15 protein-coding genes are annotated in these 13,820 nt (G+C 55.1%); 14 read left to right on the top strand and 1 reads right to left on the bottom strand.

Going from position 1 to position 13,820, the window contains the following annotated elements; all coding sequences use genetic code 11:
* Nucleotides 1–264 (bottom strand): CDGSH iron-sulfur domain-containing protein (locus NTZ04_03635; protein ID MCX5991408.1); only part of this gene is annotated, 264 nt, incomplete at its 3' end.
* A gap of 294 nt (nucleotides 265–558) precedes the next feature.
* Here NTZ04_03635 and NTZ04_03630 point away from each other — a divergent pair.
* The 14 genes from NTZ04_03630 (at nucleotide 559) to NTZ04_03565 (ending at nucleotide 13,750) form a co-directional block, all read left to right on the top strand.
* Nucleotides 559–2,583 carry an anaerobic glycerol-3-phosphate dehydrogenase subunit C gene (locus NTZ04_03630; protein ID MCX5991407.1) on the top strand — a complete coding sequence of 675 codons (2,025 nt, stop codon included), beginning with the start codon at nucleotides 559–561 and terminating at the stop codon, nucleotides 2,581–2,583.
* Nucleotides 2,584–2,676: 93 nt separating this feature from the next.
* Nucleotides 2,677–4,560 carry an aldehyde ferredoxin oxidoreductase family protein gene (locus tag NTZ04_03625; GenBank protein ID MCX5991406.1) on the top strand — a complete coding sequence of 628 codons (1,884 nt, stop codon included), beginning with the start codon at nucleotides 2,677–2,679 and terminating at the stop codon, nucleotides 4,558–4,560.
* Nucleotides 4,561–4,676: 116 nt separating this feature from the next.
* Nucleotides 4,677–5,162 (top strand): 4Fe-4S dicluster domain-containing protein, encoded by a 486-nt coding sequence (locus NTZ04_03620; protein ID MCX5991405.1) that lies wholly within the window; start codon nucleotides 4,677–4,679, stop codon nucleotides 5,160–5,162.
* A 100-nt stretch (nucleotides 5,163–5,262) separates the two neighbouring features.
* Nucleotides 5,263–5,487 carry a dodecin family protein gene (locus tag NTZ04_03615; protein ID MCX5991404.1) on the top strand — a complete coding sequence of 75 codons (225 nt, stop codon included), beginning with the start codon at nucleotides 5,263–5,265 and terminating at the stop codon, nucleotides 5,485–5,487.
* A 184-nt stretch (nucleotides 5,488–5,671) separates the two neighbouring features.
* Nucleotides 5,672–6,238 carry a cytidine deaminase gene (locus NTZ04_03610; GenBank protein MCX5991403.1) on the top strand — a complete coding sequence of 189 codons (567 nt, stop codon included), beginning with the start codon at nucleotides 5,672–5,674 and terminating at the stop codon, nucleotides 6,236–6,238.
* A 3-nt stretch (nucleotides 6,239–6,241) separates the two neighbouring features.
* Nucleotides 6,242–6,784: an AAA family ATPase gene (locus tag NTZ04_03605; protein ID MCX5991402.1), complete on the top strand. Its 543-nt coding sequence runs from the start codon at nucleotides 6,242–6,244 to the stop codon at nucleotides 6,782–6,784.
* A gap of 34 nt (nucleotides 6,785–6,818) precedes the next feature.
* Nucleotides 6,819–7,451: a cobalamin-dependent protein gene (locus NTZ04_03600; protein ID MCX5991401.1), complete on the top strand. Its 633-nt coding sequence runs from the start codon at nucleotides 6,819–6,821 to the stop codon at nucleotides 7,449–7,451.
* A 2-nt stretch (nucleotides 7,452–7,453) separates the two neighbouring features.
* Nucleotides 7,454–8,596, top strand: coding sequence for a hypothetical protein (locus NTZ04_03595; GenBank protein ID MCX5991400.1), 1,143 nt, complete (start codon nucleotides 7,454–7,456; stop codon nucleotides 8,594–8,596).
* 185 nt (nucleotides 8,597–8,781) lie between these two features.
* Nucleotides 8,782–9,486 carry a hypothetical protein gene (locus tag NTZ04_03590; GenBank protein ID MCX5991399.1) on the top strand — a complete coding sequence of 235 codons (705 nt, stop codon included), beginning with the start codon at nucleotides 8,782–8,784 and terminating at the stop codon, nucleotides 9,484–9,486.
* 380 nt (nucleotides 9,487–9,866) lie between these two features.
* On the top strand, nucleotides 9,867–10,958 hold the full coding sequence (locus NTZ04_03585) for a hypothetical protein (GenBank protein ID MCX5991398.1): 1,092 nt from the start codon (nucleotides 9,867–9,869) through the stop codon (nucleotides 10,956–10,958).
* The gene (locus NTZ04_03580; GenBank protein MCX5991397.1) at nucleotides 10,955–11,848 is read left to right on the top strand and encodes a hypothetical protein; all 894 of its coding nucleotides are present in this window, start codon (nucleotides 10,955–10,957) and stop codon (nucleotides 11,846–11,848) included. Before NTZ04_03585 ends, NTZ04_03580 begins: the two co-directional genes overlap by 4 nt.
* Before the next feature lie 3 nt (nucleotides 11,849–11,851).
* Entirely contained in the window at nucleotides 11,852–11,974 is a 123-nt protein-coding gene (locus tag NTZ04_03575) for a hypothetical protein (GenBank protein ID MCX5991396.1), read from the top strand.
* Between the two features lie 126 nt (nucleotides 11,975–12,100).
* Complete coding sequence (locus NTZ04_03570) at nucleotides 12,101–13,249, top strand: XRE family transcriptional regulator (protein MCX5991395.1); 1,149 nt, start codon at nucleotides 12,101–12,103, stop codon at nucleotides 13,247–13,249.
* Nucleotides 13,250–13,750: a hypothetical protein gene (locus NTZ04_03565; protein ID MCX5991394.1), complete on the top strand. Its 501-nt coding sequence runs from the start codon at nucleotides 13,250–13,252 to the stop codon at nucleotides 13,748–13,750.
* Nucleotides 13,751–13,820 lie beyond the last annotated feature (70 nt).

Here is a 13,820-nt window from a genome sequence, read left to right as displayed (position 1 = left end):
AGTGATGTCCTTCCCCACATACTCGTTTACCTGGCCGCATACTCTATCGGGGTTTCTCTCCCCCACAAAGCCGATCTTGGAATGAGACCCGTCGCAGTAGGGTTTGTTCTTTGAAGCACCACAACGGCAGAGCAGGACAACCGGCTTCACCGGCAGGTCATTCCCTGCGGAGTCCCTAAAGTGCTTCAGATTCGTTACTCTGTACGGGCCGCCCCTGGTTACTGTAATCAAAGGCCTTTTCCCTCTCTTTTCGTCTTCAGCCATATTGCCCTCCAAACAGCCGGGACTTCTTCGTACCTCGAAAACCTCCCTGAGATTATAGCACCTCAACTGCCCTGGCTCAGATCGCTGTGCCACCTCTAGAGTTAGACCTATTGGCATACCGCGCTATCCTCCACGCCGGAGGAACTTCTTCAGGGGGATCGGTCCAGCACCGGGTTGCAGGAGCGTTGAGCGGCTTGGTGGCATTCTCAGACATGCAGTTGACGGCGTGGTATAATGGGCCGGACTGCACGGCGAAACCACAAACCCCTCCTCCCTCTTTGAGGTAGATCTGCAATGGACGGAATTCCACCTATCCGGGTGATGGAGCCATCTGGCAAGGGAGCGAGACGCCAGTTCTCGAAAGCCCTTCTGGGTCACACCACTGAGCTTGACCTGAAATCCATCAAATCGCGCCTGAGAGAGATCCGCGAGAGTTCCCTGATGGAACAAGCGTCCATCGTGGAGCAGTTCAAGGATGCCGTCGCGAAGTTTCAAGGCGCAGACTGCCGCTGGGCGCGTGATGGTGCGGAAGCGGTGAACTACATCAGCCGGATTGCCCCCGGAACAAAGGACATAGTAATAAACAGGTCGAGTCTCGTCATCAACGAGTTGCAGCCAGGATTAGAGAAACTTGGTTTCCGAATCGGCGAGCCCTACTACGCCGGGTTGGGTTCCTTCGATAACAGGATTGAAGATTATTGGGACCTTCCTCATCTGCTGGCTAGAGGGCTCATGGGGAACTTTGAAATCTCAAACGGGCCGACAACATCCCAGGGCGAAGGAACAACGAAGGACTGCGTTGCTCTGCTGGGGGTCAGCGCCGCCTCAGCGGAGGACAGCTCGATCTTCTTCCTCCAGCATTCCTCCAATATATCGAAGAGCCTGGAACAGGCCAGACACGTCATCCTCATCGTGGGGCTGGACAAGATCGTAAAGAGCAGGGAAGATGCTGTCTTTCAAACCGGGTGTATGGGGATATTCGGCCTGGAAAGCATGCTCCTGAACCTCAAGCCCGGCCAGAGAAACGGCGACGGCATGGACAGCCTGCCGGACTACCTCGGACATCCGGACAGAGCAGTGCACGTTGTCCTGCTCGACAACGGCAGAAGCCGGATGCTGTCCAGTACCTTCAGGGAACTGCTTCTCTGTATAGGCTGTAAGGCCTGCGTGAGGCAGTGTCCCATTAACCATTCCATGACCCGGGATGGGGCTGTCTGGAGTCCCCGGGATCACCTCTTCACGTTCCTCCTGGGCCAGAATCCATTAATGGACACGTGCCTTCACTGCGAAACGTGCCGTGTGGAATGTCCTCTATCGATTGACCTTCCGTCATTGATGTGGCAAGCTCAGGCAGATTGGGCTGCCAAACACGGGCGGAGCCTGCGTGACCGCATCCTGGGGAACCCGGAGGCTCTTGCCAGGGTGGGGTCCGTCGCTGCACCCGTTTCCAATGCTGTGATCAACGTTGACCCGGGGAGAACCATAATCAAGGCGGGCCTCAGCCTCGATGCGAGGAGGCAGTTGCCCCGGTTTGGCCGTGAGACGTTCCAGCACTGGTTTGCCAGGCAAAGTGGACGCAGCCCGAAGACAGCAGCCCATAGAAAAGTGGCCTGCTACGTCGGCTGTTTTGCCAACTATTACCGCCCGGAGGTGGCCCAGGCCATGGTCAGGGTCCTGGAAAGAAACGGCGTTGAGGTACTGATTCCCCGCCAGAAGTGCTGCGGCATGCCCATGATGGCCAACAAGAACAGGCGTGCCTTTCACAGAAATGCGGAGTATAATATCCACTCCCTGGCTGCCATGATCGCCGACGGTTGCGATATCGTGGCCACCTGTCCCAGTTGCGCCCTCATGATCAAACGGGAGTATCCGGGTCTCTGTGACAGCGATATGGCCAGGCTGGTCTCCAGTCATACTTACTATGTGGACGAATACCTCATGCACTTAAAGCGTGAAGGCCACCTCAACAGCGATATGGCCGAGATAGCACAGTCGGCCTTCTATCACCTTCCCTGTCACCTCAAGGTTCAAGACAGCGCCGGGGACTCACTCGAGCTGATGCACCTCATCCCGGGGTTATCTATCAGCCGTGTGAACGCCAACTGCTGCGGCATGGCCGGCTATCACGGCTACAAGAAGGAATATTCGGACCTGGCTATGGAGATCGGTGGCAAGCTCTTCACCGAGATCAGGATGGCCAGGGCGGACAGGGTCATCACCAGTTGCGCCGCCTGCCAGTTGCAGATAGAGGCGGGCACCGGGATCAAGGCCACACACCCTGTTCAGATGCTGGAGGAAGCCTATGGCCTTAAAGCGTAACCGTTGATCGGCTGCAGAAACGATATGGGGCAGCAGTTTCACTGCCGGAAATGATTGTGCTCTCGATTCGGTCTGGGGCACGAGGAGGCTGAAATGCAGGAACAGAAGATAGCGTATATCGATCTATCGAGCGGCCATATCCAGAAACAGCCCATTCCGGAGAAAATGCGCCGGATGTATCTCGGCGGCAGGGGTATCGATGTGTATCTGATGTACAACCACATCCCTCCCGGCAGCGACCCCATGGGCCCGGAAAACGTCCTGACCTTCAGCGCCGGCCTGCTGGGAGGAACTCTGGCTCCATCCAGCGGCAGATGTCACATAGGGGCGAAGTCTCCGCTGACAGGCTTCATAGGAAGCTCCAACATGGGGGGCTTCTTTGCTCCCGAGCTCAGGTTCGCCGGATTTGACCATCTGGTGATCAAGGGAAAAGCGGAGAAGCCGGTCTACCTCTGGGTCCATGACGGAGACATTGAGATCCGGGATGCCGCCCATCTGTGGGGCAAAGACACATTCGAGACGCCGGCCATTATCAGAAAGGGCCATCAGGATGACGAGATAAAGGTGGCCTGCATTGGTCTGGCCGGGGAAAACCTGGTCCGGTATGCCTGCGTTCTGGGAGGGTTGAAGAACGCCGCCGGCCGGACGGGAATGGGCTGCGTCATGGGCTCGAAGAAGCTGAAGGCCATCGCGGTGAGGGGTACTCAGGATCTGGGCATTTCCTATACCAAGGAGGCTATGGGGTATCTGGAGCATATTATGGGGCTGTTAAGGAACAGCCCGGCGATGAAAGAGTTCTCCAGACTGGGCACTCCTGCGTGGCACGATACCTCGGACATGATCGGCCGCGTCAGGAACAGGAACTTCCAACGCAATCAGGTTCCGGATGGGGGGAGTCTGTATGCCGAGAACATGCTCAAATTCTCGATAGGGATGGCTGCCTGTTTCGGCTGCCCGGTTCACTGTCGCCACAGATATATGGTCCCGGAAGGCCCTGATAAAGGGAAATACATGGAAGGGCCGGAATGGAGTACGCTGGCGGCCCTCACTGCAGAGGTCGACTGTAAAAGAATGGAAGTTGCTCTTGTTGGCAATTACCTGGTCAACAAGTACGGCGTTGACTCCCTGGAGCTTGGCAGCATGGTCTCCTGGGCGATAGAGCTGTATGAGAAAGGCATCATTGATGACAGGGTTACTGATGGTCTGAAGCTGGAGTGGGGCAACGAGCAGGTGCTGTACGAAATGGTGCACCGGATTGCCAAAAGGCAGGGACTGGGAGACATTCTGGCTGAGGGCCCCCTCAGAGCCATAGAGAAGCTGGGAGAAAAGTCCCGCTACTACAATGTTCACATCAAGGGCATGAGCTGCCTCCACACGGACGAAAGGGCCACACCCAGCCATTCATTAGGCATAGCTGTGGCCACGAGGGGTGCTGACCACCTGAGAAACCGCCCTGGCCTGGATGCCCACCTGCTGCCCCCGGAGATCAGAGACAAGCTGTTCGGTTTCCCGGTACCGGAGATGAATGCCTATGAGGGGAGCGGCAGGTTAATCCGGTGGCATGAGCTTCTATATGCTATTCCCGATGCTCTGGGGACATGCAAATTCTACCCCCTCTTCATGAGCCCCTCCAGCATTGGCTACGAGGATTACTGCAAGCTGGTTCACTACATCGCGGGCCTTGATCTGTCACCATCGGGGATGATGGAAATAGCCGAACGAATCTGTACCCTGGAGAGGATGTTCAACAATCGTGAGGGAGCAAAGAGGAAAGATGATACTCTGCCCGAGCGCTACTTTGTGGAACCGACTCCTCTCGGCCCGCCCGGGTTCAAGGACAGGACGATAGACAGAGAAAAGTTTGAAGGGTTGCTCGATGAATACTATGAGGTGTATGGCTGGGACAGGAATGGAGTACCCAAATCAGAGACCCTGGTAAGGTTAGGCCTGGACCAGGAACCTTCGCATATTATCTAGTGCTTGGTGGCAGAAATGGGTGTCATTCTGAGCGCAGCGAAGAATCTCGGTTGTTACGCTGACTGGTGCCTGGTTGCACCGGTCATGTCAATACTTCAGCAGGGAGGGCGCGAACGATGAAGAAAATGCTGATCGTAGACCATTCGAAATGTACCGGCTGCAGGCTCTGTGAGGTGGTCTGCTCTGTCAACAAGAATGGGACGGTGAATCCAGGCAGGGCCATGGTCGCCGTCGTCAAGTGGGACCAGGACTGCATCGCCATCCCCATGCTCTGCCAGCAGTGTGAGTCGGCCCCCTGCATGGCGGTGTGTCCGGTGAAGGCTCTCGCCAGGGACGAAGACGTTGGCAGGGTGGCGGTAAATTATGATCTCTGCATCGGCTGCAGGTTCTGCGTGGCAGTCTGCCCCTTCGGCGCTATGGGTTTCGATCCTGCTGCCAGAAAAATCATCAAATGTGACCTCTGTGATGGTGAACCGGCGTGCGCGAAGTTCTGTGAAACAAAAGCCCTCCAGTACATCGACGTTACCACTGCCAACAGAGAAAAGCGGAGACAGGCAGCGGAGGTGCTGTCGGACCTGATCAGGAAGGCTGGCGCCAGGTGAAGCGGCTTCCTTGACATATTCAGAACATATCCTGTAAGATGCAGAGCACGATTGATCTTCGGGGAGCGTACCAGAGTCCACGAGGAGAAAGGGAGGGGACATGACGGATGGAGCAGGCAGCGTATACGACGTAATCGAGGTCATTGGCACCAGTACCCAATCATGGGAGAAGGCTGCTGCAGTAGCAGTGGAGACGGCTGCTAAGACATTGGAGGACCTCCGCATTGCTGAGGTCGTCGAGATGGATATGCAGATCGACAACGGGAAGGTCCGTGCCTACCGCACCAAGCTGAAGCTCTCCTTCAAGTACCACCCGGAAAGGTAACTCTCAGGTTCAGCCCTTGACGTATCCTTGGGGAGTGCAGAGGGGCAGAAGCCCCTTTGTCGGGGGCTTGGGGGTGTCCCCCACCTTCTTGACACCCTCCCCACCTCCCATGTACGATTCGCACAGCTATCCCAGCCATGTCCGCGACTGCTGTAAGCAGTTCCTGAAATTAAGGGGGTGATTCGTGACTACTCGCTGGCCTAAGGTGAAAAGACCTGACAAGTTTGAGCACTTCTTGAACCGGGCAGAGGTTGTATCGGAAATGAGTACCTGTCTCAGAAGAAAGATAGGGGCGATTATTGTCGGCCAGGATGGTGTAGAGCTTAGCTCAGGCTATGTGGGGTCTCCCAGAACGACAGCCCATTGTATTGACACCGGAATATGTCTCAGGAGGGAACTCAATATTCCGCCCGGTCAACGGTACGAATTGTGCCGCAGTGTCCATGCAGAACAAAACGCCATAATCAATGCCGCCAGGACGGGCATCAGCATAGTCGGTGGGGAAATGTATATTTCCAGTGAAAGAAATAAGGATGCCTATGATGCCAGCCGGGGAGAAAATGATCGAATCTACGGGCCCTGTCTGATCTGCAAGAAACTGATCATTAACGCCGGGATCACCAGGGTGCACATGAGAGAGCGGGGTGTCGGGGTAAAGAGCTATGATGTCGCAGAGTTGAAGGAGCTGCTTGCTCAGGAGGAAGAGGAGATAAAAAGGAGTCTTCAGCCCAAAACTAAAGAGAAGAAGTAAACCATGAAAGTGGTATCGATTGTTGGTATGGCAGGCTCGGGCAAATCAGAGGTAGCCAGAGTATTTGAAAATAGCGGCTTTGTGAGAGTCAGGTTCGGCGATATTACCGATGAAGAGGTCAGGGAAAGAGGGCTCGAGCTGAACGAGAAAAACGAACGGTATGTCAGGGGACAACTCAGAAAAGAGCATGGAATGTCAGCTTATGCCAGGCTCAGCCTGCCCAGGATTGATCGCCTCCTCAAATCGGCTGATGTCGTTGTGGACGGCCTCTACTCATGGGAAGAATACACTCTGTTGAAGGACCGCTACGGCGGCCGTTTTACCGTGGTGGCAGTTTGGGCCTCTCCCCAGACACGATATCAGAGGTTGACGAAAAGGCCCATCCGCCCCCTGACGCTTGATGAAGCTGCCGGCCGGGACATGGCGGAGATCGAAGAGCTCAGCAAAGGTGGGCCCATCGCCATGGCAGACTTCACCATCACCAACGAATCTTCTTTAGAAGCCCTGGAAAGACAGACCAGAGAAGTCGTTGCAGCCCTGAAGTGACAGGAACGGCTGCCTGAGGAAACAAGGAGGCCAAATGTCTGAAGAACTTAGCATGGCTATTGTCGAGTTGAAGCGTGATGAGGCGGTGCAGGCTGTCAGATCCAGGCTGGAGAAAGGCGAGGAACCCCTCCGGATCCTGGAAGAATGCCGTCATGGCATGAGCACTGTTGGCGAGCGCTTTCAGAAAGGCGATTACTTTCTGGCCGAACTGATGCTTTCCGCCGAAATCTTCAAAGAAGCGATGAATATACTGCAACCGCACCTGGCCAGGTTGCGTCCTGAAAAGCCCCTGGCCAGGGTCGTGCTGGCTACGCTGCAGGGCGACATCCACAACCTGGGCAAGGATATCGTGGCTACCCTGCTGCAGGCTCACGGCTTTGAAGTGCACGATCTGGGCGTGGACGTGCCGCCGTCCCGCGTGCTGGTGGAGGTGAAGAAGGTCAAGCCTCGGTTTGTCGGGTTCTCAGCGCTCATCACCACGGCTTTCCCCAGCATGAAGGAGGCTGCCCGGATGCTTCAAGAAGCCGGGCTGAGGAAAAATACGAAACTGATGATCGGAGGGGGAGTGACCACCCCCATGACGAGGGACTACGTCGGAGCTGACTTCCAGACTCTGGACGCCATGGAAGGCGTAGCCTACTGCCTGAATGTGATAGGAGGGAAGTGAAGATGGCCAGGGAAACCATGACCTCCACCGAGAGAACGTGGGCGGCCACCAGACTGGAGAAAACGGACCGCGTCCCCATAGTCCCATTCCTCAGCCCGGAGCCCGCAGCGCATCTTGCAGGCATGACCATGGCTCAGGTCAGCAATGACGCCAAGATGGCACAGGCGGCGTTCTTCAAAGTGTTCGATGATTGTGGAGGTTGGGACTGTGCTTATGGCGGACCGATCACACCGGTTCAATCGCAGGCAGCCAACATATATCCGATGAAGATGCGGATTCCAGGAAAGGACCTGCCCGACGACTATATGTTCCAGCTCCTGGAAGAAGAAGTTATGAAACCTGAGGACTACGAGAAGCTTTGTGAAATGGGGGCTGACGCGTTCTACTACAAGGACTATCTGTGGCGGATCGCCAGCTTCCGGCCCGACGAGCTGCAGACTCACCTGTGGGAAACGCTGACAAACTGGGGTACATACACCGAGGAACTGAAGAAGAGGCGGATCGAACCGTTCCTTGCTGCCCATGAGTTTCACCCATTCTTCAGGCTGTCGCTTATGCGCTCTATGATCCCGTTTACCAAAGACATCTATTACAATCCCGCGCCGGTGGAAAGAGCCATGAAGAAGATGACGGCCGAACTGATTCCGAAGCAGATCGGTGTCTGTAAAGCGTTTGGCATGAAGTCATGGCTGTTCGTTGATGAGCGAGCCTCCGGCTTAAACTACCCTTTGTCCGTCTTCGAGCGGTTCTGGTGGCCTTACACGCAGGAGATCATTGGCGCTTTCTGGTCCGAGGGGATCACTACCATCTTTCACTTGGATACATGCTGGAACAAGAACCTTCCCTACTTGCGGAAGCTTCCGAAGGGGTCCGCGGTGGTGGGGCTCGACAGTACCACCAACATCTTCTTGGCCAAGGAAATCCTGCGGGACCACCTCTGCATTTACGGTGACGTTCCGGCGTCGCTGCTGTCCCTGGGCAAGCCGGAGGAGGTGGCAGCCTATTGCCGGAAGCTCATTGATGAAGTTGGCAAAGGGGGAGGGTTCATCCTCGGGACCGGTTGCGCTACACCACCCAACTGCAAGCCGGAAAACTTCAGGGCTATGATTGAGACTGCTAAGAGCTACGAATTGTCTGGAAGATAGCTTCCTCACTGCGTGAGCAGTGAAAGGTCTTCGATGCCAGAGAGCGCCACCGGTTCGATTGTGTTGGAAAGGCCGTACTGTCAGGATGGCTTTCGTGCCTGATTCCGGTTCGTGTCTGCCACGAGAGGTATCCTCGCAGGAATGCTTCTCGTGGACTGCCCCTCAGCCAATGGAAGGGTAAAGGGATGACTGTAGTACGTGATATCACCCTGAGCCTGACAACCCAGGCAGTGTTTCGTCGGGAAGGAGTGAGCGAATACTCTCGGCTGAGGCCTGAGATTGGCAAGTTAGTCAATGAGCTGCTGGCCAAAGTAGACTGTGAGCATCTGTTAGAGCCAGCCGTCGCCTATGAAATCCACCCCATAACTGAGAAAACCCATGACCAGTTGACACTGCAGGGGAGCACAGTCGTTCATGGGCCGCTGGTTCCTTCATTTTTTCCGGAGGCTCGGGAGCTTGCTGTCGCGGTCTGCACTATTGGTCCGAGGTTGGAGCAGGAGTCAAAGATGTGCTTCAGCAAGAGTGAACCCTTGCGGGGGCTGCTGCTTGATGGCATCGGAAGTGCTGCTGTGGATGCTTTGAACCTGGAGGTGTGCCGTATCGTGACTCGTGAGGCATCATTCCGCAATTGCCAGGCCAGCAGTCCTCTCAACCCGGGCATGCCTGGGTTTCCCCTTTCGGAACAGCAGCAATTGTTCGGGCTGGTGCCTGCTAACGAAATCGGAGTCAGTCTGACCTCCACAGGGATGATGATTCCGCTGAAGTCCCTCTCCATGGTCATTGGCATAGGCCCACGGATGTCGACCTGGACACAGGCCGACGTGTGTGCTCACTGCAACCTCAGGGCAACCTGTCCCTACAGAATACCCGCGCAGGCAGCGAAACAGTAGGACGCCTGGTGCCTGGATGCAGGAATAGGCGTCATTCGCTTTGTGAGGGGAGACCCTTCGCCTTCGCTCAGGGTGACAAACTGCATGAGTGTCATGGTGGCATATTGCCCACTGTGTCATTCCGGTTGGTCACCGTGTCATGCTGGTTGGCCGCCGGTGTCATTGCTGGTTAGCCGCAGTGTCATTGCAGTTAGCCGCTGGTGTCATTGTGAGCGCAGCGAAGCAATCTCGACTATCACCAACGAATCCTCTCTAGAAGCCCTGGAAAGGCAAACCAATAAAGTCATCGCAGCCCTGAGCCGTAACCCGTAAGATAAGACTTGCATGTTTTCCTAAAAACTGCTATTTTCTTGTTTAGGAAAATGAAAAGCATCAGGAAAATGACAACAGAGAGGGAGATGATTGAACAGCTTCGGAGAGGTAAAGTCTCACTGCCTCCGCTGTCTTTTCGCTTCCTGGAGAGTCAGCCTGAAGCAGGCGGAAACCGTCGCCTCGATGCATTGATTGAGGTATCATGGCGTGAGAGCACGGCAAAGTTCGCCGTCGAATGCAAATCCCTATCGACGCCCAAGGCGTTTCAGGATGGGCTCAACCTGCTGAAACTATTGTCGCTCCCGAAGAGCTACCGGCCTATGCTTATCATGCCTTTCCTCAGTGAACGGCAACTGCAGGAGCTGGAGCGGGAAGGCATCAGCGGCATAGACCTGTGCGGTAACGGCGTGGTGGTTGTGCCGGGCATGTTTGCCCTGTTCCGCAGCGGCGAGAAGAACTGTTTTTCCTCCTCAGCACCGATCAAGAACATCTATCGGAAGAACAGTTCCATGGTTGGCAGGGTCTTCCTCGCCCGTTCCAGCTACGACACCGTTCAAGAGATTTGCGCCGAGATCAACCGGCGAAACATGCTGGTGAACCGTTGGGCTACGAGGCCCATGAGCCTGTCGACGGTGTCGAAAGTGTTGAAGACGTTGGGGGAGGATTTGGTCGTCGAGCGCAAGAGTACCATTTGCCTGCTGCAACCCGACAAACTTCTGGAAAAACTGAGTGACAACTATGTCCCTCCGAAAATCAGGGAGCGAGTCCGCCTCAAAGTCTCGGAAGGGAACGGAACGATCCGGGAATCGCTGCAAAAGCAGTCGCTGGAATTGGGCCTGCCCCTTGTGGCTGCAGGGACATCATCGGTGGCGCAATATGCCGTGATGCAGCGAGGGGATCTGTTCTCTGTCTACTGCCCGCGTTTGGAGATGCTGCTGGAGCGGCTGTCTGGGAGTCAGTCGGATCGCTTCCCGAACCTTGAAGTCGTCGAGACAGAGGATGAAACGGTCTACTTCGATGCCCGGCAGGAGGGAAACTTCTGGTGGGCCTCCCCTGTGCAGGTGTATTTGGAGTTGATGGCCGGCGACAAGCGTGACCGGGAGACTGCCGAACAGGTGAAGTCGTTCCTCTTGGTGAATCTTCACCGAGAGCAGCAATGATCACGATCCCCGACCTTCAAACGGCGTTGCTCGATCTGCTCTACGAAGTGCAAGGCGCGGATATCAGACTCATCATTGGCGGCGGTTTTGGCATCTACCTCAAGGCCGATTACGTGCGCCGCCTCGGTGCGCCAACACTCTTCCGTGAATGGCCTGAAGCACGTTCCACCAACGACCTTGATTTGTTTCTACGTCCGGAACTGCTCATCCAGTCAGCAAAATTGAAACCACTGGCAGAGGCCATTGCCAGGCTGGGCTATAAGGTTGTTCGCGGCGCAGAGAAATACCAGTTTATGAAGCTCGGTCCTGGAGGCGCTCAGGCAGGCAGCGTCAAGATAGACATCCTTACCGGTCCGCAAAGCCGTTTTGAGGGCACACGGGTGAAAACGGACACCCGCCGTGCCCGGCCCGATCCTTCCGTTGGCATTCACGCCCATCCCGTCGACGAAGTTCCGACGTTGGAAGAAGGGCTGTTGCCGGAAACGCTGAATGGGAAACTCAGTTCAGGCGAGCCCTGGCAAGCTGAGGTCTTTCTTCCGCAACCCTACACGTTCCTGATGATGAAACTATTCGCCTTCAAGGACCGGCTCAACGATGCCAACAAGGAATTCGGTCGCTACCATGCCCTGGATATGTACACCATCCTGGCGACGACCATGGAGACGGAGTGGAAACATGCCCTTGAATTGCGCCATCAGTACGGAGACGATCCATACATTATGGAGGCAGGACGTCTGGTCTTGAAACACTTCTCCGCCCTCGACCATCCGGGCATGATCCGATTGAGGGAAAGCCCTTATTATCGCCCCGGTTTGCAGCTTGATGAATTTATGTCAGCCCTGAAGGAACTCTTTCCCGCAAGAGCCGAAACCGATTCAGAAGGAAATTGAGCGATGGAGATACAGGAGCTCAACAAAGGTGGGCCCATCGCCATGGCAGACTTCACTATCACCAACGAGTCTTCCTTGGAAGCCTTAGAAAGACAAACCAATAAAGTCGTCGCCGCCCTGAAGTGACAGGAACGGCTGCTATGTGCCTCTGGCGCAATGCAACAAATGTTGACCTCCGAAAATTCGTGTGATAAAATGCTCTCGAATCCAATAATGTTGTACTTTTCCGAAGTCGGCTGAAGGAGGGCAAACATGGTTGTTAGTGCAACGACGGATTTGCCTGTCGCAGTCGGCCGTATGCTGAGGCAAGCCAGAACAGCCTTGGGACTCACTCTCAGCCAGGTCGGCGAGAGTATGGGCCTCGCAACATCCACCGTCTCAGACATTGAGAGTCAGAAGCGACGTGTCTCGGCCGTAGAGTTATACAAGTTCGCCAAGTTATATCATCGTCCCCTGACCTTCTTCTTTGACCAGGACGAGTCCAGTGCCTGCTTCTCCGTTCTACTCCGAGCTGCTTCAGCAGCAGCTGTTCCCCGGGAGACAATCATCGGATTTCAAGACTTATGCAAAGACTACCGAGACCTGATGCAGCTCGTGGGAGCGCCAGAGATGCCGGGGCCGCCTGACTACTCAAGTGCTTCTCCAACAACACTGGAACAGGCCGAAGACCTGGCAGTGGCTGAGCGAAGCTCAATGGGCCTTGATAGTCAGCCCATAAAGGATATTTGCGACTTACTGGAAAAGAAGAGGGGGGTGAAGATATTTCACCTGCCGGAGGAATCACAAGGGTTCTCCGGCGCTTTTGCGTGTGACAAGGACCTTGGCGCCTGCTTGCTAATCAACTCACTTCATCCTCAGCGGAGGCGCACATTTACTGTGGCACACGAGTATGGGCACTGCATTGCCCATCGGAATCAGTTAGCCCATGCTCACATTGACACCGACACTGGATTTGTGACACGGCGTCCTCACGAACGTTTCGCCAATGCATTTGCCGCTGCTTTCCTGATGCCCAGACGCGCCATGAATGAGATGTTGAGCCAGTTTGTATCCAAACAGACAACTGCCCCAACGGCTGAGGTCGTCTTTCATCTAGCGACTTATTTCGGCACCAGCTTTGAAGCAACCGGCTGGAGGTTGGTATCTCTCAGGAAGCTCTCGCTTTCCAGATGGCAAGGCATTATGACTCAACGAGTCACCACATCACCTATCGCCATCCTGCTGGGATATTGTGACAGAGAGGATCCCCCTGACATGCTTCCTCGTCATTACAAATATCTGGCATACGAGGCTTACAAGGCGAAACTTGTCTCATTTGAGAAGCTGGCCGAACTCCTGAGGAGGAACTACTACGAACTCAGAGACGAGCTTAGTGGAGAAAGTAAGGAAGGCGATGCCTGAATGTCGCCTTTCAACAGACCTGTTGTCCTCGATAACGACGTTGTCTCAAGACTGTATTCTGCCGGAGCTCTAGCTCGAGTGCTGGGAATCTGGCCAAAGGGCACTTTCTGCATCACCGGCCAGGTCCTTCAGGAAGCCTCACGCTGGCCCGGTAGAGGGCAATATCTCATAGCTCTTCTAACACAGATGCAGGTTGACGGTACCATCTGCGTGGTTACTCTTGATGAATCCTCCGGGGAAGAAATCTCGATATATGCTAACCTGCTCCTTGGAAGGAGGCTGGGGCTGGGCGAATCCGCGTCAATAGCCATCGCCTGCAACAGGGGCTACGATATAGCGACAGATGATGGCCTTGCACGCGAAGCATGTAAGGCTGTGAGTTTATCTATTGCTGTCTTTGGTACAGGAGACCTGTTGAAGCTGGCGGTCCGTGACGGCTTGATCACCCAAGGTGAGAGCAACTCCATAAACGCAACGATACGCCGCCTGGCCCATGACTAATGGGGCTGACCCATGGCTAGGAAACATCTCCGAACATATCGTATTTCTTCTCGCTTATGGCTCAGGGGTT

This window comes from Chloroflexota bacterium, from assembly GCA_026389585.1.
Taxonomy (GTDB): domain Bacteria; phylum Chloroflexota; class Dehalococcoidia; order UBA2247; family RBG-13-53-26; genus JAPLHP01.
This window is presented reverse-complemented; position numbering and strand designations above follow the sequence as displayed.

Bases quoted from the DNA above. Each gene is read 5' to 3' on its own strand.
- NTZ04_03630 (MCX5991407.1), top strand. From the start codon at position 559: ATGGACGGAATTCCACCTATCCGGGTGATGGAGCCATCTGGCAAGGGA.
- NTZ04_03625 (MCX5991406.1), top strand. From the start codon at position 2,677: ATGCAGGAACAGAAGATAGCGTATATCGATCTATCGAGCGGCCATATC.
- NTZ04_03620 (MCX5991405.1), top strand. From the start codon at position 4,677: ATGAAGAAAATGCTGATCGTAGACCATTCGAAATGTACCGGCTGCAGG.
- NTZ04_03615 (MCX5991404.1), top strand. From the start codon at position 5,263: ATGACGGATGGAGCAGGCAGCGTATACGACGTAATCGAGGTCATTGGC.
- NTZ04_03605 (MCX5991402.1), top strand. From the start codon at position 6,242: ATGAAAGTGGTATCGATTGTTGGTATGGCAGGCTCGGGCAAATCAGAG.
- NTZ04_03600 (MCX5991401.1), top strand. From the start codon at position 6,819: ATGTCTGAAGAACTTAGCATGGCTATTGTCGAGTTGAAGCGTGATGAG.
- NTZ04_03595 (MCX5991400.1), top strand. From the start codon at position 7,454: ATGGCCAGGGAAACCATGACCTCCACCGAGAGAACGTGGGCGGCCACC.
- NTZ04_03590 (MCX5991399.1), top strand. From the start codon at position 8,782: ATGACTGTAGTACGTGATATCACCCTGAGCCTGACAACCCAGGCAGTG.
- NTZ04_03585 (MCX5991398.1), top strand. From the start codon at position 9,867: ATGACAACAGAGAGGGAGATGATTGAACAGCTTCGGAGAGGTAAAGTC.
- NTZ04_03580 (MCX5991397.1), top strand. From the start codon at position 10,955: ATGATCACGATCCCCGACCTTCAAACGGCGTTGCTCGATCTGCTCTAC.
- NTZ04_03575 (MCX5991396.1), top strand. From the start codon at position 11,852: ATGGAGATACAGGAGCTCAACAAAGGTGGGCCCATCGCCATGGCAGAC.
- NTZ04_03570 (MCX5991395.1), top strand. From the start codon at position 12,101: ATGGTTGTTAGTGCAACGACGGATTTGCCTGTCGCAGTCGGCCGTATG.
- NTZ04_03565 (MCX5991394.1), top strand. From the start codon at position 13,250: ATGTCGCCTTTCAACAGACCTGTTGTCCTCGATAACGACGTTGTCTCA.